Source organism: Agromyces capsici (genome assembly GCF_058349965.1).
On sequence record NZ_JBYRET010000002.1, the window covers coordinates 216,491 to 237,870 of the forward strand.

Annotated in this window: 20 protein-coding genes and 1 tRNA gene; 13 read left to right on the forward strand and 8 right to left on the reverse strand. The window is 69.8% G+C overall.

Translation table 11 applies throughout. From position 1 onward, the window contains the following. Positions 1-1,881: 1,881 nt before the first annotated feature. Positions 1,882-2,076, reverse strand: coding sequence for a hypothetical protein (locus AC3RKB_RS14865; RefSeq protein WP_491437034.1), 195 nt, complete (start codon positions 2,074-2,076; stop codon positions 1,882-1,884). Between the two features lie 1,787 nt (positions 2,077-3,863). On the opposite strand from AC3RKB_RS14865, the gene AC3RKB_RS14870 reads away from it, so the two are divergent. From AC3RKB_RS14870 to AC3RKB_RS14890, 5 genes are all read left to right on the forward strand, one after another. After that, positions 3,864-3,940, forward strand: a tRNA-Met gene (locus AC3RKB_RS14870). A 270-nt stretch (positions 3,941-4,210) separates the two neighbouring features. After that, entirely contained in the window at positions 4,211-4,477 is a 267-nt protein-coding gene (locus tag AC3RKB_RS14875; RefSeq protein WP_491437035.1) for a LacI family DNA-binding transcriptional regulator, read from the forward strand. Then, a complete protein-coding gene (locus tag AC3RKB_RS14880; protein WP_491437036.1) occupies positions 4,405-4,935 on the forward strand; it encodes a TetR/AcrR family transcriptional regulator in 531 nt (176 codons plus the stop codon). Before AC3RKB_RS14875 ends, AC3RKB_RS14880 begins: the two co-directional genes overlap by 73 nt. After that, a complete protein-coding gene (locus tag AC3RKB_RS14885; protein WP_491437037.1) occupies positions 4,932-5,111 on the forward strand; it encodes a hypothetical protein in 180 nt (59 codons plus the stop codon). The genes AC3RKB_RS14880 and AC3RKB_RS14885 overlap by 4 nt, the downstream gene beginning before the upstream one ends. A 245-nt stretch (positions 5,112-5,356) precedes the next feature. Then, the gene (locus AC3RKB_RS14890; protein WP_491437038.1) at positions 5,357-5,611 is read left to right on the forward strand and encodes a hypothetical protein; all 255 of its coding nucleotides are present in this window, start codon (positions 5,357-5,359) and stop codon (positions 5,609-5,611) included. Between the two features lie 359 nt (positions 5,612-5,970). Here AC3RKB_RS14890 and AC3RKB_RS14895 read toward each other — a convergent pair whose 3' ends face one another. After that, positions 5,971-6,543 carry a cupin domain-containing protein gene (locus tag AC3RKB_RS14895; protein WP_491437039.1) on the reverse strand — a complete coding sequence of 191 codons (573 nt, stop codon included), beginning with the start codon at positions 6,541-6,543 and terminating at the stop codon, positions 5,971-5,973. A gap of 185 nt (positions 6,544-6,728) precedes the next feature. On the opposite strand from AC3RKB_RS14895, the gene AC3RKB_RS14900 reads away from it, so the two are divergent. Further along, on the forward strand, positions 6,729-7,217 hold the full coding sequence (locus tag AC3RKB_RS14900; protein WP_491437040.1) for a hypothetical protein: 489 nt from the start codon (positions 6,729-6,731) through the stop codon (positions 7,215-7,217). 12 nt (positions 7,218-7,229) lie between these two features. Here AC3RKB_RS14900 and AC3RKB_RS14905 read toward each other — a convergent pair whose 3' ends face one another. Then, a complete protein-coding gene (locus AC3RKB_RS14905) occupies positions 7,230-8,378 on the reverse strand; it encodes a DUF2652 domain-containing protein (RefSeq protein WP_491437041.1) in 1,149 nt (382 codons plus the stop codon). A gap of 81 nt (positions 8,379-8,459) precedes the next feature. Here AC3RKB_RS14905 and AC3RKB_RS14910 point away from each other — a divergent pair, with 81 nt between their 5' ends. Beyond that, positions 8,460-9,296: a carbon-nitrogen hydrolase family protein gene (locus AC3RKB_RS14910; protein ID WP_491437042.1), complete on the forward strand. Its 837-nt coding sequence runs from the start codon at positions 8,460-8,462 to the stop codon at positions 9,294-9,296. Here AC3RKB_RS14910 and AC3RKB_RS14915 read toward each other — a convergent pair. Further along, positions 9,262-10,497, reverse strand: coding sequence for a pyridoxal phosphate-dependent aminotransferase (locus tag AC3RKB_RS14915; RefSeq protein WP_491437043.1), 1,236 nt, complete (start codon positions 10,495-10,497; stop codon positions 9,262-9,264). The two genes, AC3RKB_RS14910 and AC3RKB_RS14915, sit on opposite strands and share 35 nt — an antisense overlap. Before the next feature lie 145 nt (positions 10,498-10,642). On the opposite strand from AC3RKB_RS14915, the gene AC3RKB_RS14920 reads away from it, so the two are divergent. From AC3RKB_RS14920 to AC3RKB_RS14940, 5 genes are all read left to right on the forward strand, one after another. Next, entirely contained in the window at positions 10,643-12,322 is a 1,680-nt protein-coding gene (locus tag AC3RKB_RS14920; RefSeq protein ID WP_491437044.1) for a S1C family serine protease, read from the forward strand. A gap of 141 nt (positions 12,323-12,463) precedes the next feature. Then, positions 12,464-13,519 carry a glycosyltransferase family 2 protein gene (locus tag AC3RKB_RS14925; RefSeq protein WP_491437045.1) on the forward strand — a complete coding sequence of 352 codons (1,056 nt, stop codon included), beginning with the start codon at positions 12,464-12,466 and terminating at the stop codon, positions 13,517-13,519. 2 nt (positions 13,520-13,521) lie between these two features. Beyond that, a complete protein-coding gene (locus tag AC3RKB_RS14930) occupies positions 13,522-14,334 on the forward strand; it encodes a CDP-alcohol phosphatidyltransferase family protein (RefSeq protein WP_491437046.1) in 813 nt (270 codons plus the stop codon). Between the two features lie 64 nt (positions 14,335-14,398). After that, entirely contained in the window at positions 14,399-15,244 is an 846-nt protein-coding gene (locus AC3RKB_RS14935; RefSeq protein ID WP_491437856.1) for a glycosyltransferase family 2 protein, read from the forward strand. A gap of 59 nt (positions 15,245-15,303) precedes the next feature. Next, on the forward strand, positions 15,304-16,596 hold the full coding sequence (locus tag AC3RKB_RS14940; protein WP_491437047.1) for a CDP-glycerol glycerophosphotransferase family protein: 1,293 nt from the start codon (positions 15,304-15,306) through the stop codon (positions 16,594-16,596). Here AC3RKB_RS14940 and AC3RKB_RS14945 read toward each other — a convergent pair. Then, positions 16,593-17,612 (reverse strand): hypothetical protein, encoded by a 1,020-nt coding sequence (locus AC3RKB_RS14945; protein WP_491437048.1) that lies wholly within the window; start codon positions 17,610-17,612, stop codon positions 16,593-16,595. The genes AC3RKB_RS14940 and AC3RKB_RS14945 overlap by 4 nt on opposite strands. A 211-nt stretch (positions 17,613-17,823) precedes the next feature. Between AC3RKB_RS14945 and AC3RKB_RS14950 the strand changes: the two genes are divergently transcribed. Then, a complete protein-coding gene (locus AC3RKB_RS14950) occupies positions 17,824-19,029 on the forward strand; it encodes an HNH endonuclease signature motif containing protein (protein ID WP_491437049.1) in 1,206 nt (401 codons plus the stop codon). A 2-nt stretch (positions 19,030-19,031) separates the two neighbouring features. On the opposite strand, the gene AC3RKB_RS14955 is transcribed toward AC3RKB_RS14950, so the two are convergent. The 3 genes from AC3RKB_RS14955 to AC3RKB_RS14965 form a co-directional block, all read right to left on the reverse strand. Beyond that, positions 19,032-19,775: an ABC transporter ATP-binding protein gene (locus tag AC3RKB_RS14955; RefSeq protein WP_491437050.1), complete on the reverse strand. Its 744-nt coding sequence runs from the start codon at positions 19,773-19,775 to the stop codon at positions 19,032-19,034. After that, positions 19,775-20,572: an ABC transporter permease gene (locus tag AC3RKB_RS14960; RefSeq protein ID WP_491437857.1), complete on the reverse strand. Its 798-nt coding sequence runs from the start codon at positions 20,570-20,572 to the stop codon at positions 19,775-19,777. Before AC3RKB_RS14960 ends, AC3RKB_RS14955 begins: the two co-directional genes overlap by 1 nt. Positions 20,573-20,670: 98 nt before the next feature. After that, entirely contained in the window at positions 20,671-21,363 is a 693-nt protein-coding gene (locus AC3RKB_RS14965; RefSeq protein ID WP_491437051.1) for a phosphocholine cytidylyltransferase family protein, read from the reverse strand. Positions 21,364-21,380: the final 17 nt, after the last annotated feature.

The following is a 21,380-nucleotide window of genomic DNA, read 5'->3' on the forward strand; positions in this document are numbered from 1 at the left end:
GGAGACATGTCACTCTGCTGACGGTTCCAGGCGTCAGACGGGCTGGCGCGCTCCCACAATCGCCCGTCCGCTGCGATTGCCACCCATCTGCCATCCGTCGACACGACGACGTCGGTGATACCGGGACCTGAAAGCCGATTGGGCCACGCCGAGCTTACCGCTAGATCCGCCGGGACATCGCGTGTCCAAGAGAGGTCGGACTCCAAGCGGCAGAGCCAACCCGACTGTGTGCGCGCCCAGACGCCGCCCTGGTCAATGCGGAGCCAGAATATTCCCCTGAATCCTGCCTCCTCAGGTCGCGTTGCATCCCATGTTCGCCCGCCGTCTTTCGTCAGCCGTACCGTGCCGTCTCCTGCACCGACAGCCATCTGACGCAACCCCGGGTCTCCAGCAGCGATTGCCTGTCCGCCGATACCAGCGATGTGCCACGTTTCGCCACCGTCGCGAGTGGTGTGCATAGCAAAGGGACTTATGGTCGCCCAAACCTGCGCCGCGGGCATGGCTGGCCGGCCAGATGGCATTCGAACCAGTCCCGTGCTGCGCGGGAGCCAAACATCAGACCCGCGATCCAGGCGAAAGACGCCAGTGCCGTCGGCCCCTGCATACACAGTGCCGTCACTCGCACGTGCTATTGACCAGCATCTCTGCCAGGGAAAACCCGAGCCCAGGTTTGTCCACGTCTCGCCACGATCCCGTGACCGAATTGGACCGTTAGCCGTCGCCGCGATCCACTCAGGTCCCTGCGCGAACAGATGGCGGACTGCTCCGCCCAGCCAACGAGCTTGGAACGTCTCGCCGCCGTCGATCGAGCGATAAAGTCCATCGTCGGTGCCCACCAGCAAGAGATTGCTGTCCTCCGCGTCACAAGCAATGTCGCGGACGGTCTCCTTGCCGGGACTGGCCATCGTCTTGAACGTCCAGAATGCATCGTCGGAACGGAACAACCGATGACCTGCTGCGACCCAGACGCGGCGCCAATCTCGTGGCGCGAACGCCGCAGCCGTCTGTGGCTCTTCGAGCTCGACCGAAAGCCATCGGCTCAATTCAGGCTCGAAGAATTGGAACCAACCCGGGACTCGACCGTCCGCGCGCTGCGCCTGCCGGGCGTCCGATCCCTCCGATGTTCCGGATGCGACGGTGGTCGCACCCGCGATGACGTCCCAAACGCGTCCCGTGGCGACGACGCGGGCATCCTCCACCAATGGATGACACTTCACCTGCCAGATCGGCACCTCGTTCTCTGTTTCCGTGTCACGGTGCCACGAGTCTCCGTTGTTGTCGGAGTGCCAGAGTCCGTCGTCGGCGCCCAGCCAGATATGGCCGGGGTGATGAGGGTCGAACGTGATGCAGTGAGTGCGGCTGCGATCGTCGGTACCGGCGCGCCCCAATTCGTTCCACGTCGCACCCCGGTCAATACTCCGGAATAGCCCGCCTCGGCTCGGCTCAGACCTGTTGAAATGCACAGAATCAGAGCAGAGGAGTCGGCTCGCATTCGTCGGATCCGCAGCGAGGGCTTCTATGGCGCCGCCGATTGGCCCTACCGCTCTCCATGATGGCGGTAGGTGCTCCGGGTGGAGAAGCGATCTGCGAGCGGCTTCAATTTCGCCCCGTGCCGCCGGGGTGTGATCGCCCAACCGATCGAACAGCAGATCAGTGATGAGGCCGAAACGACTCAACGCCGCACTGACGGCCTCAAGTAGCTCGCGAAATGTTTGTGGCCCCACCGGAAGTTCCGGCTCGACCCGGTCCCAACCAGGCGACGCCTGCAGGAAGGCGCGGATCGACGCAGCGGCCTCGATCCCATCACTACTGAACACCAATCTCAACACATTCAGTAATGTCGGGCCGGCGCCCTCCTGCGAATCTGACATCACGCCAGTCCTAATTCGTCCAGCTCTTGCCGACCCGCCAGCATAGAGCAAAATTCGCCAGCGTTGCTGTATGTCGGGATTCCCTTTGGTGGTCAAATTCGCCCGGCGCCGTCGTCGGGCCGCCAGCCTCGTGGAACGCGACGACTCGCCAATCGCGAATGAACACTGCCCATCCGACGATCCAGAGGTCGGTCAGCAGCGGCATACGCGCGCTCCTGCTCACCATCGCGCCCCCAGCACCGTGCGCACACGAACCGCCGTCCCATCGAACATTGTGCGCGTCACGCGCTGTCAGTATCCATGGTCTTGGGAGCGGCTGCAAGACCGAACGCTTCAAGGAGCCGCGGATACGCGACCGAATGGGTGTTCGTGACTCGGTTTGCATCCATCGCGGCTGCAGCAGGGTCGGTTAGTCCATGCAAATTCGCTTTAACTCGACCTTCTTCCTTCGTATCCTCAGTGAACCGCAGTGCCGTTATCGCGGGGTCATCGGCTCAGAGAATCTCAACGGATATCCGAAGCACGATATCCCAAGGCACGGACTCCACTGGTCGCCCGGCCTCACTTCGAGCGTGATATCCCCAGACTCCCACTCACGTCAACCGTTCGGCTCTCCTGAAGGCCACTTGGGTATAATGCGGTTACGACAACCGGCCTGTCGCGGGTGCCGTCAGTATGAAATCGTTAGACGCGCCGGTAATGCCCGCGATGTCCGGCGTAGGCACGGGCGCGCTCGTCACGCTGACGATGACGTCCTTTACCGGCTCACCGTCCGCGGAGAACCATCGAGCATCATCGGCGAGCCGTGGCCGACTTCCCCTCCGACACAATGCCTGACGATTGGGCCTCATGGGCCGGCGGCTTGGCGCACCTGCTCGGTTGCCGGTACCGAATCTTCGGCGACGCCAATGGACTGCCCGAAGCCCGCTCTCCCTCTTCAATCGCGCGTTGAGCGTCGTCGACCCGGCGCGTAACCCTCGCCTATATCGCGATCTCCAGGTGGCCAAGGGAACCGTGGCCCACGCGCACCAGGACTGAGAGCTCTCCGCAACAGCCCACGCTGCCGCGCTCGAGATCAGCGATTCGTTGGCCGGGCGCAGCGCGCTCCCGCGGGGCCGCGCCGCCGAGCTGCGCAAAGGTAGGGCCTTGGCTCTCGTAGCCGTCTACGGGGCAGCAGCGGCCGGCCGACGCGAGGACGCGGTTGAATTGGCGGAGGCCGGCCACTGCCGCTCCTACGTTGACGCGCTGGTGACGTGGGAGGCCGCCGAAGCGGCGCCTGAAGCCGGCGAGCGCCTGCGCGCGGCCCGCCACAAGGTCATCGAACTTGAGACGCGCTCCGCGAAGAGGTCGCCGATCCATTGGACACGATCCGGAATCGCCTGAACGACTTCCTCGGTCCGGGTGCAGATCACCTGTCTCGCTGCGCCCGCTCACACCTGACCCGGAGCGCGCGAAAGCAGCTGCAGCCCGGAGCCGGTTGGCCCCCGTGCTTGCCAACGCCCGTCGGGAGTTCCGTCAGGCCGCCGACGATGTATGGCTCGCCGTGGGAGAGCCCGCACTATCGCGTATGTCGGCCGACGAAATCGTCTCTGTCCCGGAACGCGGGCTACCCGCTGGTCTAGCTGGTGCTCTCCATGCACAGCACGAGGGCGCTTGTCGTCGACCCTAACCGGCCGGTCTCAACGGTGGAGTTCGAAGGCTTGATCAGCTCAAAGAGCACGACAGCGCGATCCTTCGACCACGAGAAGTCAGCGGGCGAGCGAGAGGGTCCCTGGCCCTCGCAGTATCCTCCTTCCGAACACCGTGAAGCGCCGACGGGATTTGATCACTCGGCGAAAACTCGGCGCGATACGGTCTCAAGACGGCTCGACGCCGATCGAGCGGGCTCGAGTCATGGCCTAGAATGGAAGAACCATCGCAAGCAGCTGGATCGCGAAAACACGATCTGACTAGGGATAATTCGAGGAGTGACTGCCGCAAGGGAGTCGGTGCCGCGGGGTGGAGCAGTTCGGTAGCTCGCTGGGCTCATAACCCAGAGGTCGTAGGTTCAAATCCTGCCCCCGCAACCAAGTAAGGCCCGGTCAGAAGAAATTTCTGACCGGGTCTTTCTCTATGCATCGGCATGTAGTCATCACAAACTCCATGAATCGGGCACCTGAGCATGCAAGCCGTAGCCTCCAGGTCGAGCATCTCCTTTGCGGCGCCTCTCGGATCATCCGCTCATCCGCGGTAGGCCCGCGAAGCCACCCATGGCGCCGCGGTGCCAGATTCTCGTCGAATCCGCGAGCCGGTAATCGATGCGAATCGATGTTCTCTGGAATGTGCAGCGGAGGTGGCCCATGGTGACGGCGAGCGACGTGGCGAAGCGTGCCGGTGTCTCGCAGAGCACCGTGTCGTACGTCATGAGCGGGGCGCGTTCGATCTCGCCTGAGAGGCGGGCTCGGGTCGACGCGCGTCATCCTTCGTGCCAAGCGGAACGAAGCCTCGAACGGTGCACCGACCGGGTGGTCGGTCGGTGTGCGAGAATGGCCTCGTGGACCTGCGCGAACGGATCATCGCCGAGACCAGGCGGCTCACCCTCGAGCGCGGCGTGGTGCCGTCGTTGAACGCGATCGCCGAGGCGGCCGGGGTGTCGAAGGGTGGGCTGATCCATCACTTCCCGACCCGTGCGGCCTTGGTCGACGGGTTGGCTCGGCAGGCGCTCGAGGAGGTCGACGCGGCGATGCGGACGGCCGCGGCATCCGGTTCGCCGGCCTCGGCGTGGTTGCGGCTGTCGGTTCCGGCGGGTGAGGATCTCGAGCTGTTCCGTGCCATGGCGGTCGCGCACCGCGCGCTGAATGCTCCCGGCGTCGAGACGCTTGCGTCGGCCGCGGAGGCGACGGAGCGGTGGGAGCGGATGATCGCCGAGGAGGTCGGCGACCCGGTCCGGGCGCGGATCATCCGGCTGGTGGGTGACGGGCTGGCGATGAACGCCCTCGCCGGTCTCGAGCCGCCGGGCACGGCGGAGTCGTTCGGCGCCCTCGAACGCGCCCTGCTCGCCGATCCGACAACCGAACGGTCGTGAGCCCGGCACTGCTGCTCGGCATCGCCGGGCTGGCCGTGCTCGACTCCTTCAATCCGGCCACGATCCTCTCCGTCACGCTCATCCTGCTCGCCGCACCGAAACGGCCCGGGCTGACCGCGATGGCCGCCGTCACCGGTGCCGCGCTTACCGTGTTCGCCCTCGGCTCGGTGCTGTAACTCAGCGCCGGCGCCGCAGCCGGCACGATCGACGGGGTGCTCACCGTGCTGCGCTTCATCGCGTTCGGCGCCGCCGCCGTGGGGCTCGCCGTCGCCGGCATCCGTCGGCTGCACGACCGCCCGCGACGCCCGATCACCCTGCCCGAGTGGTTCCGGCCGGCCACCGCGCTGCCGTTCGGGGTACTGATCACCGCGGCGGACCTGCCGAACGCGTTCCCGTATACTTCATCGCGATCGAACGCATCGTGGATTCCGGCATCCCCGTCTGGCAGGGCCTGGCCGTGTTCGCGGGCTACACCGTCGTCTACTGCCTACCCTGCCTGGTCCTGCTGGTCGTCGGCCTCGTCGCCCGGGACCGCACACGCGTGTGGCTGCAGGGCATCGTGACCCGATTCGGCAGCGGCATCGTGCGGCGATCCGTGCCAATCGCGATCCAGCTCTGGATCGCGGCGATCGCCGTGGCCTCCGTGCCATTCTGGCTCGCGTCAGGCTCCGATTGATCGCCCCGTCGGCATTCCGATCGGCCATCATTTACCCATCGCAAACGATCTCCGAATAGCCCGATCCACTCCGAGAGGCTGACGGCCGGAAGCCACCCGGTTCCCTTGATTCTCCAAGCGATTCCAAGGATTCCCGCACAGATCCGGAGCCCCGAGAAGCCCCCGGAAAGCTCCCAGAGGTCGTAGGTTCAAACCCTGCCCCCGCAACCAAGTGAGGCCCGGTCAGAAGCAATTTCTGACCGGGCCTTCGCTCTGTCGCCTCGCCGCGGAGGGGTGAACCGCTGAGCGACCAATTCGCGGTCGCGACCATGCGCGGGCCGTGCGATCCTGTACGGCACGGCTGCAGTCATGTCGAGCGGCTATTTCGCTTGGTTCTGGCCGCCACTGCGTTCCTTCATCAGCTTCAATGATCGGCGCGCGGCGTCACGTCTCGCCCAGACGTCAGTCAGATCGATGCTCAACTGCGGCAGCTGGTAGTCCTGTTCGAGCAACTCCTCCCAGGTCCGCGTGACGAGCATCGCATCGTCGTACTCGACGTCCTCGCCCGTCATGAGGAAGACGTACGACGGCGAAACGATGTAGAGCACGGACGCGTCGAGATCGGCGTTGTTGCGCAGCTGGAAGAGCGTGCCGGGTCGTGCGACGACGGCCTGACCGGAGGTGATCGTGTTGTCGTAGAAGTCTGGCTCGCCGACATCCTTCATCCGGACCGTCAGCTGTCCGCCGACGACATAGGTCACCTGCGTGACGACCGGATGGACATGGACCCACGAGTGAACGCCCGCCCGTATTCGCCCGGATGCGATGCTCACGTCGCCGAGGGCTTCCCACGGCAGATCCTTCTGTGTGACGTCGGTGCCATTCAGGAAGGCGCTGACATCGGTCCCGTCGGGCACGGTGAAGTATTCGCCCGCCTCGAAGATCCGATCCATTCGGTCCTCCCTTGAATCTGCTCGTTGGAGTCAACCCCTATCGTCGACCCGGCGTACTGATCGCGGAAGAGGCAGGTCCGGCCGAACATCTCCACGTCCCGGCGCCGCGACGACATCGAGATCGCGTCGAGACCCCGGGACCTTGTCCCGTCCCGCTGACGCCGCGGGCCGCCAGCATTGGTGGCATGTCCACCGATCAGCCGCAGCCCGGTCCGTCGCGGCGGGCGGCACCCGGCCCTGCCGGGCGAAGGTTCGGCTACGCCGTCGCGGTCGTGGTGAACGTCGTCCTGTTCCTGCTCGTGAACGTGTGGCCGACGTGGCGGGTGGTGCCGTTCCTCACCGAGGACATGGTCGACGTGCTCCCGCTCGTGAACCTCGGGCTGATCGTGGGCGCGGGCGTGAACCTCGTGGACCTGGTCTTCGACCGTCGCTGGATCCGGGCTGCCGGAGATCTCCTCACCTCCGTGATCGCGGTGATCACGCTGGTTCGCTTCTGGGACGTGTTCCCGTTCGCGTTCCCCGACTCCGGATTCGACTGGGAGTTGCTCACGCGCGTGCTGTTCGTCGTCGCGATCGTGGGCACCGTGATCGCCGCCGTCGTGCAGGCCGTGATCCTGATCCGCATCATGATCGGCTCGCCTGCGAGGGGGCGCGGCCGACGAACGGGCCGCTGAACGCGGGCGGCGTCACGTCAGGCCGGCGAGGGGTCCGTCCGGTCGCACCTGCGGGAGCGCGGGTTCGGCAGCCCCGGGAGGCTCCGCGGGCTCGGCCTCGAGTTGCTCCGCGAGGCGAGCCGCGCCCGCCCGGAGCGAGGCGTCGAGGCGGGACGCGACCAGCCGCAGGATGATCCGTTCCCGGGCGGTCCGCGGCGACCCGATCCGGTAGCGGACGATCGTCCCGCCGTCGGGAGCCGGCTCGAGTTCCGTCGTGGTCAGGAGCCGGATGGGACCGAGCGGCGTCGCCATGGTGGAACGGACCGTCAGGGACTCGTACGGGCGCCAGTCGAGTACTTCCTCGAGGACCGATCCGGTGCCGTGCTGGCAGTGGGTGATCGTGCCGACGCCGCGGCGGTTGCCCACGGCCTCGACGTCGAGCGCGGTCAGCCCCTGCTGCCACGCCAGGCGGCGGCCCGGCATCGTGAAGTACTCCCACGCCACCTGCGGGGGCGCCGACGTCGTCAGCTCGAGGTGCCGGCGCTCGTCCGCCTCGCCGACCGCAATGTGCGTCCGGGCCTCCTCCTCGCGCCAGCGTCGTTCGAGGTCGTGGACCCACACCGTGACGGTCCCGATGATGTCGTACGCCTCGTCGGCGGGCTGCAGCCCGAGTGCGACCACGTCGACGTCCATCGCGTCGACGCACTGCTCGCTGAACAGTGCGTAGGCCCCGATCCCGGTCGAGGCGACGACGTGGTTCTTCAGCAGCCGGTGGACCAGGATGACGTCGGGCCCGACGAGCTCGTCGCTGCCCTCCACGCGTTGCCGCAGGATCGAGCCGTGGTGCACGACGAACTTCAGGTCGAGGTCGGGGATGTGCACGCAGGCATTGCACGGGCATGAGGTCGCCTGGCGGATGTCGCGGCGCCGCCGCCGGAACCGGAAGTAGCACTGCTCGATCGTGTCGAAGAGGATCGACCCGTCGATCTGCTCGCCGACCGCGACGGCGAAGGCCGCGTCGCCCTCGAGCTTGGCGAGCCGGAAGGTCGGACGCAGGCCGCCGACGATCGTCGAGATCAGGTCGGCCAGGATGTCCTGGGCGTGGTCGAGCTCCACGCCCGACAGGTAGCCGGTGTAGCCGGAGATGTCGGCGATGAGGAGACAGGCCGCTTCAGTCGCCATGGTGATCGTGCTCGGTTCGCCGCCGAATCTACTCCGGGCGCATCGACGCCGCACGTCCACGCCGAGACCTAGGCTGAGGGCATGCAGACGGATGGCACGGAGCTCGCGGTCGCCGCGGCGCAGTTCGCCCCCGGCGACGACGCCGACGCGAACCTCGCCTCGATCGGCCGGTTGGCGGAGCGAGCGGCCGCCCGCGGGGCGCGCGTCGTCGTCTTCCCCGAGTACTCGAGTTGGTTCACGCCGACGCCCGGCGAGGACTGGCTCGCCGCGGCGCAGCCCGTCGACGGACCGTTCACGGCGGCGCTCGCCGAACTCGCGGCGCGGCTCGACGTGCACCTCGTCGCGGGCATGATCGAGCGGCTCGAGGGGGAGCGGCGCGTGGCGAACACGGTCGTCGCGATCGCGCCCGGCGACGGCGTGGTCGCCCGGTACCGCAAGCTGCACCTGTACGACGCGTTCGGGCAGCGCGAGTCGGAGTGGGTGGCCCCCGGCGACATCGCCGATCCCGAGACGTTCGCGGTCGGCGACATCCGCTTCGGGTTGCAGACCTGCTACGACGTGCGGTTCCCCGAGGTCGCCCGCCGCATCGTCGACGCTGGCGCCGACGTGATCTGCATGCCGGCCGAGTGGGTGCGCGGTCCGCTGAAGGAGGCGCACTGGCGCACCCTCACGACGGCGCGCGCCCTCGAGAACACCGCCTACGTCGTCGCGGCCGACCACGCGCCGCCGGTCGGGGCGGGCAACAGCATGATCGTCGACCCGATGGGCGTCGAGCTCGCCACCGTCGGCGAGCAGGAGGACGTCGCGATCGCGTGGCTCTCCACGGAGCGCATCGCCGCGGTGCGCCGTCTCAACCCGGCGCTCGCGCTGCGCCGGTTCGCGGTCACCGAGCGGACGGCGCCCCCGGCGCAGGGCTGAGCGCCGCGAGGCGCGACGAGGCCTCCTCGAGCACCTCGCGCCGCTTGCAGAACGCGAACCGCACAAGGCTCCGCACCGCATCCCGCCGCTCCGGGTGCACGAACGCGCTGACCGGCACGCCCACCACGCCCGCGCGCCGGGGCAGGTCGCGGCAGAACGCCTGCGCGTCCGTCTCGCCGAGGGCCGCGGCATCCGCCACCACGAAGTAGCCGGCGGATGGCACGGATGTCGCGAAGCCCGCCGCGTCGAGGCCGGCGACGAGGAGGTCGCGCTTGGCGGCGAGTGCGGCGGCCGCGGCGGCGAAGAACGAGTCGGGCAGGTCGAGTCCGACGGCGATCGCGGGCTGGAACGGTGCACCGTTGACGAACGTGAGGTACTGCTTGACCGCGAGCACGGCGGTGACCAGGTCGGCGGGGCCCGTGACCCAGCCGATCTTCCATCCGGTCGTGTTGAACGTCTTGCCGCCCGAGGAGATCGAGATGGTGCGATCCCACGCGCCCGGCACGGTCGCGAGCGGGGTGTGCACGCCGTCGAAGACGAGGTGCTCGTACACCTCGTCGGTCACGATGAGCGCGTCGTGGCGGTGCGCGAGCTCGACGACCAGCTCGAGCGCCTCGCGGTCGAGGACGGCGCCCGTCGGGTTGTGGGGCGAGTTGACGAGGATGATGCGAGTGCGGTCGGTCACGGCGGCGCGCAGCTCGTCGAGGTCGGGCCGCCAGTCCGGGAACCGGAGCGGAACCGTGCGGTGGATGCCGCCGGCGCGCGCGACGAGCGCCGCGTAGGCGTCGTACGACGGCTCGAACGTGATCACCTCGTCGCCGTCGTCGACGAACGCGAGGATCGTGGCGGCCAGCGCCTCGGTCGCGCCCGCGGTGACGAGGACCTCGCGCATCGGATCGACCGACAGGCCGTACCAGCGGTGCTGGTGGCGCGCAATCGCCTCGCGGAGCACCGGCATGCCCGGACCCGGCGGGTACTGGTTCACGCCCGTCGCGATCGCCTCGCGCGCGGCGTCGAGCACCTCGCGCGGGCCGTCCTCGTCGGGGAAGCCCTGGCCGAGGTTGATCGCGCCCGTCGAGATCGCGAGCGCGCTCATCTCGGCGAACACCGTCGCGGCGACGGTGCCGTCGGGAGCGAGCAGGCCGGCGCCGGCCGCCGTGCGCTGCCAGGGCGCCAGCCGGGGGGAGGAGGTGCGGTCCACGCTCACACCGTACGTCACAGTCCGGCCGTTACGCTTGCGTGGGCGCCCGGCCGGTTCCCGGCACCGGCACAGCCAGGACATAGAAACCGCCGACGCGCCGCACAGCTTGCAGGGCGATGCTGGCTTCGCTGGAAGGGAGCGACAGATGACCGACACCACCACCGGCGGGCACGACCAGGACCCGGAGGCCCGCCCGGAGACCACCACCCCCGAGGCGGCTGCGCCTGCGCCGGCTGCGCCCGCTGCGCCGGCCGCACCTGAGCCCGCCGCGCCCGCACCGGTCGCGTCCGCGCCGGCCGAGCCCGCAGCGGCAGCGCCCGCGCCGGCCGAGCCCGCCGCGCCGCGCCCCACGGGCACCGTCTACACGCCGGGCCAGGCCCCGCAGCCATACGTCGCGGGCCAGTACCGCCACGAGCCCGCCGCCGCACCGGCCGCGGGCCAGGGCGCACCGACCGCGGCGACCACCCCGCTCGCCGGCACGGCCGCCGGCGCCGCCCCGACGGCGCCCTCCGCGGCACCGCCGTACGCGGCCGCCGGCGGGTCGGGCAACGTGCCGCCCGCGTTCGGCGGGCCCGCCGCGCCATCCGCTGCACCGGCCCCCGCGCCGGCGAAGCAGCGCCGCGTGGGCTTCGGCGTCGCGGCCGCGATCGTGGCCGCCGCCCTGATCGGCGGTGCGTCGGGCGCCGGCGTCACCGCGCTCGTGACCGGCGGCGACGACGACACGACGACGCAGACCTCGGCCGGTGCCGAGCGCATCGTCGTCAACGACACCGAGTCCGTGAACCAGGTGACCGCGGTCGCCGCCTCGGCCAGCCCGAGCGTCGTGACCATCGAGGTCGCCGGCGGGCAGGGTCAGGGCACGGGCTCCGGCGTCATCCTGTCCGAAGACGGCTACGTGCTGACGAACACGCACGTCGTCACGCTCGACGGCGCTACGGGCGACCCGACCATCCAGGTCAAGACGAACGACGGCCGGCTGTACTCGGCCGAGCTCATCGGCACCGACCCGCTGAGCGACCTCGCGGTCATCAAGCTCGTGGATGCCTCGGACCTCACGCCGATCGAGTTCGCCGACTCCGACGAGCTCAACGTGGGCGACACCGCGATCGCCATCGGCGCGCCGCTCGGCCTCTCCGGCACCGTGACCGACGGCATCGTGAGCGCGCTCAACCGCAGCATCGACGTCGAGTCGTCCGCGGCGCCGACGACGCCCGACGACGGCCAGGACCAGGGCGAGGGCGAGGACTCGCAGCAGAGCCCGTTCGACTTCTGGAACTACGACGGCGAGGAGCCCGGCCAGGAGCAGTCGCAGGGCGGCGGGCTCATCTCGATCCCGGTCATCCAGACGGATGCCGCGATCAACCCGGGCAACTCGGGCGGCGCGCTGCTCGACTCCGACGGCAAGCTCATCGGCATCAACGTCGCGATCCTCTCGACGGGCGGCGCCTCGGGCGAGGCCGGCAACATCGGCGTCGGGTTCGCGGTGCCCTCGAACCTCGCCCAGCGCGTGGCGGAGGAGATCATCGAGACCGGTGCGGCCACGCACGGCCTGCTGGGCGCGACCGTGACGTCGGCGCAGGCGAGCGGCGAGAGCGACACCGTCGGCGCGCTGATCTCGGAGGTCAGCGCGGGCGGCGCAGCGGAGGCCGCCGGGCTGCAGTCGGGCGACGTGGTGACGGCGCTGAACGGCATCCCGATCAGCGACCAGACCGACCTCACCGCGCAGGTCCGGGCGCTGCCCGGCGGCGCCGAGGCCGAGGTGACCTTCACCCGCGACGGCGAGTCGCAGACCGCGACCGTCACCCTCGGGACCTTCGAGGGCTGACCGCTCGCACGCTCCCTTCCGACGGGGGCCGGTCCCGCACCGGGCCGGCCCCCGTCGCCGTGCCGCCCGTCGCCGTGCCGCCCGCGGCCTGCGCGGCACCCGGCTGCTAGGCTCGATCGACCCTGTGCACGAATGAGGAACATGCCCGAGCAGCACCACCCGGCGGACCTGTCGCCGCCGATCGGCATCTCCTACGTCATGCCCGTGCTGAACGACGCCTCGCACGTGCGGGCCGCGGTCGAATCCATCCTCGACCAGGAGTACGACGGCCCCGTCGAGGTGCTCATCGCGCTCGGTCCCTCGATCGACGGCACGACCGAGCTCGTGGCCGACCTCGCCGCGCGCGACGCGCGCGTGCGCGTGCTCGAGAACGAGGTGGGTTCCACGCCGGCGGGCCTGAACATCGGCATCCGCGCCGCCGCGCACCCCGTCGTCATCCGCGTCGACTCCCACTCGATGCTGCCGCGCGACTACGCGCGCACCGCCGTCGAGACCCTCGTGCGCACCGGTGCCGACAACGTCGGCGGCATCATGGACGCCCGCGGCGAGACATCCTTCGAGCGCGCGGTCGCGCTGGCCTACACGACCCCGGTCGGCCTCGGCGGTTCGGCGTTCCACGTCGGCGGCACGGAGGGCCCCGTCGAGACGGTCTACCTCGGCGTCTTCCGCAAGAGCGCGCTCGAGCGCGTCGGCCTCTTCGACGAGACCATCAAGCGCGGGCAGGACTGGGAGCTGAACCGCCGCCTCCGCGCCACGGGCGGCACGGTGTGGTTCACTCCGCAGCTCGCGGTCACCTATCGTCCGCGGTCGAGCGTCGAACGCCTCGCACGGCAGATGTTCTCCACGGGGTTGTGGCGCGGCGAGCTCGCGCGGCGCTTCCCCGCCGCCAACGGCCTCCGCTACTTCGTCCCGCCGGCGATGGTCGTCGGCGTCGTGCTCGGCACGCTGCTCGGCGTCGCCGGCCTCGTGCAGCTGGCGCTCGGCGCGGCGCCGTGGCTGCTCCTCGGCTTCATCGTGCCCGCCGTCTACCTCCTCTTCGTCGTGGTCGCGACGCTCGTGTACGCTCGCGGGCGGGGACCGGGCACCGCGGGCTGGTTCCTCGTGGTACTGCCCTGCATCCACGTGGCCTGGGGCACCGGCTTCGTGCTCGGCTACCTGTCGCTCACGAGCAACATCGCGACCCACACGGGAAGGTGAGCATGACGCAGACCGAGCCCGATCGCGGCAAGCCGACGAGCATCGCCGAACTCCGCGCCGTGACCCAGCCGCCCGAGGTGCGGGGCCGGCGCAACGCCGAGCACTGGACCGCGTCGCTGTACCTGCGCAACCTCTCGCCGTACCTCACCTGGCTGCTCCTCCGCACGCGGATCTCGGCCAACGGCGTCACCGGCCTCATGATCCTCGTCGGGTGGTCGACCGCCGCCGCGCTGCTCATCCCCGGCATCTGGGGCGCGCTGCTCGCGGTCGTGCTGGGCCAACTGCAGATGCTCGTCGACTGCTGCGACGGGGAGGTCGCCCGCTGGCGGCGCACGTCGAGCCCGGCCGGCGTCTTCCTCGACAAGGTCGGCCACTACTCGACCGAGGCGCTCATCCCGCTGGCGCTCGGCATCCGCGCCGCGGCCTACCCGCTCGAGTTCCCCGCCGACTTCCTGTGGACGACGGTCGGCGCGATGCTCGCGCTCATCATCGTGCTCAACAAGGCGCTGAACGACATGGTGCACGTCGCCCGCGCGAACGCCGGGCTGGCCAAGCTCGCCGACACGCACGGCGAGACGGCGCCGCGCGGCGGCCTCATCGCCACGCTGCGCCGCGCCGCGCGGTTCGTGCCGTTCCACCGCCTGTACCACTCGGTCGAGCTGACGCTCATCGCGTTCGCCGCGGCGGTCGTCGGCCTGTTCGCCGGCCAGCCGCTCGTCGACCGCGCCGTGGTCGCGGTGCTGCTGCCGCTGGCCGCCCTCGCGCTCGTCGGCCACTTCGTCGCGATCATGGCGTCCCGCCGTGTCCGTTCCTGACGCCCCGGCGCCGGCGCCCACGCCCGCACCGGCGCTCCCGCGCGTCGGCGTGGTCGTCCTGACGATGGGGCGGCGACCCGAGGAGCTCGCGCGCGGCATCCGGAGCGTGCTCGACCAGGTCGGCGTCGAGGTCGACGTCGCCTGCGTCGGCAACGGATGGGATCCCGCGACCGCCGAGCCGCCGCTGCCGCCCGAGGTGCGCACCGTGCACCTGCCCGAGAACCTCGGCATCCCGGCCGGCCGCAACCGCGGCGTGCCGCACGTCGCGGGCGAGGTGCTGTTCTTCCTCGACGACGACGCGTTCCTGCCGAGTGCGACCTTCCTCGCCGACGGATGCCGCCTGCTCGACGCGCACCCCGACCTCGGGCTCGTGCAGCCGCGCGTGGTCGACCCGACCGGCCTCACCGCACCCCGCCGGTGGATCCCGCGCATCCGCAAGGGCGACCCGGCGCACTCCAGCGACGTGTTCTCGTGCTGGGAGGGCGCGGTCCTCATGCCCCGCGCCGTGTTCGACGCGACGGGCGGCTGGGCCGACCCGTTCTTCTACGCGCACGAGGGCATCGAGCTCGCGTGGCGCGTGTGGGACACCGGGCACCGCGCCTGGTACGCGGGCGACCTCGAGGCGGCGCATCCGGTCATCGACCCCGCCCGCCACGCCTACTACTACCGGCTCAACGCCAGGAACCGGGTCTGGCTCGCGCGCCGGAACCTCCCAGCAGTGCTCGTGCCGCTCTACGTCGGCTCGTGGACGGCGATCCAGGTGCTCCGCTGGTTCCGTGACCCTGCGGCGCTGCGGGCATGGTTCGGCGGATGGCGCGCCGGCTGGCGCGAAGACCCGGGGCCGCGCCATCCGCTCCGCTGGAGCACCGTCTGGCGGATGACGCTCGCGGGGCGACCGCCCGTCATCTGAGCCAGCCGGCGGGCACCGCGCGCTCCACGGGCTCCGCGGGCGACGGCTACCCTTGGACGGTGGGTTTGAGGAGAGACGCGCGCCGCGCCGTGAAGCTGGTCCAGAACGTCGCCCGGTCGCGCCGCGCCCAGCGGCAGCTGGCCGAGGTGCTGCCGCCCGAGCCGCACCAGTACCGCATCGGCGTGTACTTCGCCGACGGCAAGGTGAACCTCTACCAGCTGCGCCAGTGGTACAAGCCGCTCGCGGAGCTCGCGCAGCGCCATCCGGTGCTCATCCTCAGCCGCGCCTCGGGGGCGGCCCTCGCGCTCCTCGACGAATCGCCGCTGCCGGTCGCGTACGTGCGCCGCGTCGCCGACCTCGAGCGCGTGATCCACGAGCAAGACCTGCACATCGTGTTCTACGTCAACCAGAACGCCAAGAACTTCCAGATGATGCGCTACGGCCGCCGCTGGCACGTGTTCATCAACCACGGCGAGTCCGACAAGATGTACATGACCACGAACCAGTTCAAGGCGTACGACTACGCCCTGATTGCGGGGGATGCCGCGCGGGCGCGCCTCGAGAAGGTGCTGTGGGACTACGACTTCGACAAGCGCGCCATCCCGATCGGCCGCCCGCAGGCCGACCACTACCTCGACGGGCGGCCCCTGCCCTACCCGTCCGACGATCGCGATGTGGTGCTCTACGCGCCGACGTGGGAGGGCGACCGGGGCGCCGCGGCGTACGGGTCGATCGCCTCGCACGGCGTCGAGCTCGTCCGTGCCCTCATCGCGACCGGGCGGCACCGCGTGATCTACCGGCCGCACCCGCGGTCGGGCGTGGTCGACCACGACTACGGCGCCGCGAACCGCGAGATCATGCGGATGCTCGAACAATCGAACGGGGCCGACGCGACGGCGCACCACATCGTCGACACGGGTCCCGACCTCGGCTGGCAGCTCGCGGCCGCCGACGTCGCGATCGTCGACATCTCGGCGATGGTCTACGACCGGCTCGCGGCCGGCAAGCCGTTGCTCGTCACGCGGCCCGTGAATCCCGACGCCCAGATCGACACCGGCGGCTACCTGTCGGCGTGCGAGTGGCTCGACGCCGCCGACGGCGACACGATGTGCGCCCGCGTCGACGAGGTCACGCACGACGCGGCCGCGCTCGGCAGGCTCGGGTACTGGGTCGAACGGTACTTCGGCGACACGACGCCGGGGGTGACCACGGCGCGCTTCCACGAGGCGGTCGACCACCTCATGGCCGAATGGGAGCGGTTCGCGGCGCTGCACGCGACCGACCCCGATATCGACGACCATGACGCCGAGGGCGAGGCGGCCGAGCAGTCCGACGAGCTCGAGGTGGACTAGGGGCTCGTGTCGGGCGGCGGCTCGGGCGGGTTCTCGGGCGGGTTCGCGGTCGAGGGTGTGGCGTCGAGCTCGTCCTGTTGACCGCGATCGCTGTCGCGTTCGCGATCGTCGCGTCGGCGGCCGATCGCCCGCCCGGCCGAGCGGAGGCCGCGGCTCGAGGCCGTGATGACGGCCGTGCTGATCGCCGAGCCGCGCCGGAGGGCGCGCGCCCCGGCCGGCTCGCCGGGTTGGCGCGGCTCGAGTTCGATGGGCAGCGACGGTGGGGCCGCACCGAATGCGATCCGCGACTGCTGCATCACGCGACGGCCGAGCACGTGGTTGCCCACGCCGCCGATCGCGGCGCCGATGCCAAAGGGGATCGCGCGCCCGATGATGCCCGCGCTGCCGCGTACGGCGTACTGCTTGATGAAGAGGCGGCGCAGCCGGTCGACGACCGTGCCCATGACCGCCTTCGGCAGGCCGCTCGTGATGACCTCGCCCCAGTAGGCGTTGCGGCTGACGCCGGCGCCGCCGGCCTGCGCCGCGAATTGGCGTACGAGGTCGACGCCCTCGCGACCCATGAGCAGCGTCATCACAAGGGCGCGGGCCCGGTCGGGGTTCTCGATGTGCAGGCCGTGCACCTCGGCGACGGACTGCGCGAACAGGGCCGTGGCCTCGAGGAAGCCCGCGGTCTCCACGCCCGAGAGCGCGAGCGTGACGCCCGTGCCGATGCCCGGGACGACCGCGGTGGCGCCGACGGCGGCGCCGCCCGTCGTGACGGCCGTGAGGTAGCGGCGTTCGAGGATGCGCACGAGCTCGTCGGGCGTTGCGGTCGGATGGTTGCGGCGGATGCTGCGCAGGTGCGCGATCACGATGGGGCGCTGGACTGCGAGGAGCCGGTCGAAGCCGCGTTCCAGGCCGGCGGCCCGATCGGCGGGGTCCGAGCCCGGGCCGGCGGGCCCGTGGTTGTCGTGCGGCTCGCCCTCGTGCGGCGCGCCGGATCCCATCGACGTGATGCGGTGGACGCGATCGGACATGCCGATGATCCTAGGGGGATCGGATGTGAAGCTCGCTGGGACGCGGGATCCGGCCGGGGGGCTTGACGCGGTGTCGCGTCGCCGGTCGCGCAGTGCGGGCGGGTGTTCGACTCCTCCTCCACAGTCGCGCTCTGCAGGGCGTTATTCACAGTGAAAAGTCCTGATCATTGGGTGTATTCGCAGTGTCAGCGGGTCGTGGTCTGATGAGCGCATGGACCCGGAGACCCGACTCGCTGCGGCGCTGGAACGCGTCGCCGAACTCGAGCGAGCGATCCGCGGCCTGCAGTCCGAGCAGTACGCGGCCATCCACGAGGCTCATGACGCCGCACTCGTCGTCGAAGCTCACGCGTCGCGGACCGAGCGGGAGAATCGGGAGTGGGCGGCCCGTTCGGTCGCGGCCGAACTCGCCACCACGCTGGGCGTGCACGAGCGCACCGCGCACATGCTGTTGCGCGATGCCGAGACGGTGGTGATCCGCTTCCCCGACGCAGGCGCCGCGCTCGCGGCGGGCGACGTGTCGGTGCGGCACATCCGCGACCTGGCCGACGCGGCCGATCTCGTCCCCGAGGGTCGTCAGGCGGAGTTCGCGGCAGCCGCGCTCGAGCGGGCGAGGCGGATGACTCCGCCGGCGTTCCGCGCCGCACTCCGCCGGCTCGGCCACCGATTCCTCGATGAGGCCCTCGAGGCACGTCGCGCTCGTGCGGTCACCGAGCGGCGAGTCGTCATCGAGCCCGCGGCCGATGGAATAGCCTGGGTCTCGGTCCTCTGTGCCGGCGAGCACGCCACCGCGATCCGTGCCCGGCTCGACGCGATCACGAAGACTCGCGCCGAGGGCGACGAACGCACCCGGCCGCAGCGATCGGCCGATGCCGCGGTCGCGCTGCTCCTCGGCATCGACGACCCCGCGGCGAGGCCCGCGCGGGGCGATCTCGGTGCGGTCCGGCCTGTCGTGCACCTCACCGTGCCCGCGCTGACGCTTCTCGGGCACGGTGACCAGGCGGCTACTCTCGAGGGAGAACCCATCGACATCGAGACGGCGACCGCCATCACGGCCCTGGCTCCGAGCCTCCGCCGACTGCTGACCGACCCCGAGACCGGGGCGACCCTGCGCTACGGTCGCACGACGCGTCGTGTGCCCGCCGACCTCGCCGGACTCGTCCGCGACCGCGACGGTGTCTGCCGGTTCCCGGGCTGCACGGCACCGGCGGAGCGAAGCGACCTCGACCACACCCGATCGTGGGAACACGGGGGAGCGACCGACCACGACAACCTCGCGTGCCTCTGCCGCAAGCACCATCGCCTGAAGCACCACACGAACTGGCGCATGCGACAGGACCACGATGGCGTGATCCGATGGCGAAGTCCGTCGGGTCGTACGATCACGACCGCCCCGCGGCACCAACCGCGGGCCGGCTGAGGCTACTTCGTCGTGCCGTACTCGGCGTTGTACCGTTCGAGCACGTCGTCGATCGGGGCGTCGAGCACGAGCCTGCCCTTGTCGAGGTACAGCCCGCGCGTGCAGAACCGGCGGAGATCGCGTTCATTGTGAGACACGAAGAACAGCGTGCGGCCGCCGGCGAGCAGCTCCTCGATTCGCTTGTAGCACTTCTCGCGGAACGCTTTGTCGCCCACGGCGAGCACCTCGTCGACGAGCAGGATCGGCTCCTCGAGCTGCGAGATGACCGCGAACGCGATCCGCACCTTCATGCCGCTCGAGAGGTGCTTGTAGGGGGTGTCGAGAAACTCGCCGATCTCGGAGAACTCGATGATCTCGTCGAACTTCGCGTCGATCTGCGGGCGGGTCATGCCGTGCAGGCCCGCAGTGAGGTACACGTTGTCGCGCACGGTGAGGTCGTCGACGAAACCGCCGGTGATCTCGATCAGCGGCGCGACGCCGCCGTTGACGATCACCGCGCCCTCGTCGGGCAGCATCACGCCGGCGACGAGCTTGAGCAGCGTCGACTTGCCCTGCCCGTTGCGGCCGACCACGCCGATCGCCTCGCCGGGCTGGACGTCGATCGAAACCTCGCGCAGCGCCCAGAACTCGTCGGGTCGGATGCGACGTCGGCTGCGCGACAGCAGGTCCTTGAAGGACCGCCGGCCCCGCCGGTTGCGCCGGAAGCGCACCCCCAGGTCATGGGCTCGGATGGCTGCCTCTGGCATCAGATCTCCTTCAGCACCTGGCGTTCGGAACTGCGGAACACCCAGAGTCCGAGCGCCAGGATCGCGACCGACATCGCGGCCGCCACGGCGACGGCGAACCAGTCGAGCTCGTCGGGGAAGAACGCCGCACGATAGAGGCCGAAGATGCCCGTGAGCGGATTGAATGCCGCCCAGAAGTGCAGTTGCTCGGGCAGGTTGGTCGTGCCGTAGACGATGGGCGAGGCGTAGAACAGGAAGCGCAGCACGAGCTTGGCCGCACGCTCGAGGTCGCGGAAGAACACCACGAGCGGGGCGATGACGAGCCCGACCCCGGCCGTCAGTGCGGCCTGCAACACGATCGCGAGCGGGAACCAGAGCAGGCCCCAGCCGACCTCGGCGCCGAACAGGATCGCGAACAGCGCGAGCACCGGAAGCGAGAGCACGAACTCGATGCCTTTGGAGAGCACGATGCGGTTCACCCAGATCGTCCGGGGGAGCTTGGTCGAGCGGACGAGCTTCGCATCCTTCAGGAATGCGCGCGTCGAGTCGGAGACGGCGCCGTTGAACCACATCCAGGGCAGCAGCGCGGCGAGCAGGAACACGATGTACGGCTCGGTGCCGATCGGGCGCTGGAACACCTGCGTGAAGACGAACCAGTAGATGCCCGCCATGACGAGCGGGTCGAGGATCGACCACAGGTACCCGAGCGCCGACGTGGAGTACCGGACCTTGAGGTCGCGCGTGGTGAGGAGCCAGAGCGAATGCCGGTACTCCGACCACCGCGTCCGCGAGAACGGATGCGTGTCGGCGTAGCTCATCACGCTCATCATCGTAGATGCCCGCCGCGCAGGCGCCCGACATGCGAGAAGCGGATGCCGCGTGGCATCCGCTTCTCGCGCTGTGGATTCGCTGCAGGTCACACGAAGTGGTTCGCGCGCTCCAGGTCTTCGGCGAAGTCGATCTCGACCGCGTAGAGGTCGGACACGTCCATCGGCTCGACGAGCATGCCGTTCTTGTCGATCGCGAGCTCGATGCCGCGCTCGAAGTAGTCCTGGTCGCCCACGCGCGCGAGATGCGCGAGCAGCGTCGCCTTGTCGCGGCTGGAGACGTAGTTGATGCCGACCGCCTCGCCGAGCCCGCCCTTGACGGTCTTGGAGAGCTCCTTGATGTAGCCCTCGGCGCTCGTGGTGTACTTCACCTCTTCGTCGGAGACCTTGGCCGTGTTGACGGTTACGAACGACTGGTCGCGCGCGATGAACGGCAGGGCCCGGTCGAGGATCCGCGGGTCGAAGACGACGTCGCCGTTCATCCAGAGCACGCCGCCGGGCTGCGAGGCCTGCAGGGCGCGCATGAGCGACTTCGACGTGTTCGTCTGGTCGTACTCCTCGTTGTATACGAAGGACGCCTGCGGGAACGCCTCGATGATGTGCTCGAGCTTGTAGCCGACGACGATCGTCACGCTGGCGTTGCGGCCGAACGCGTGCTCGATGTTGTCGAACTGCTGCCCCATGATGGTGCGGCCGTCGCTGAGCTCGGTGAGCGGCTTGGGGAGGCTTCGCCCGAGCCGGCTCCCCATGCCGGCTGCGAGGATCACGATCTGCGTGGTCACTGCATCTCCTTCGTCGA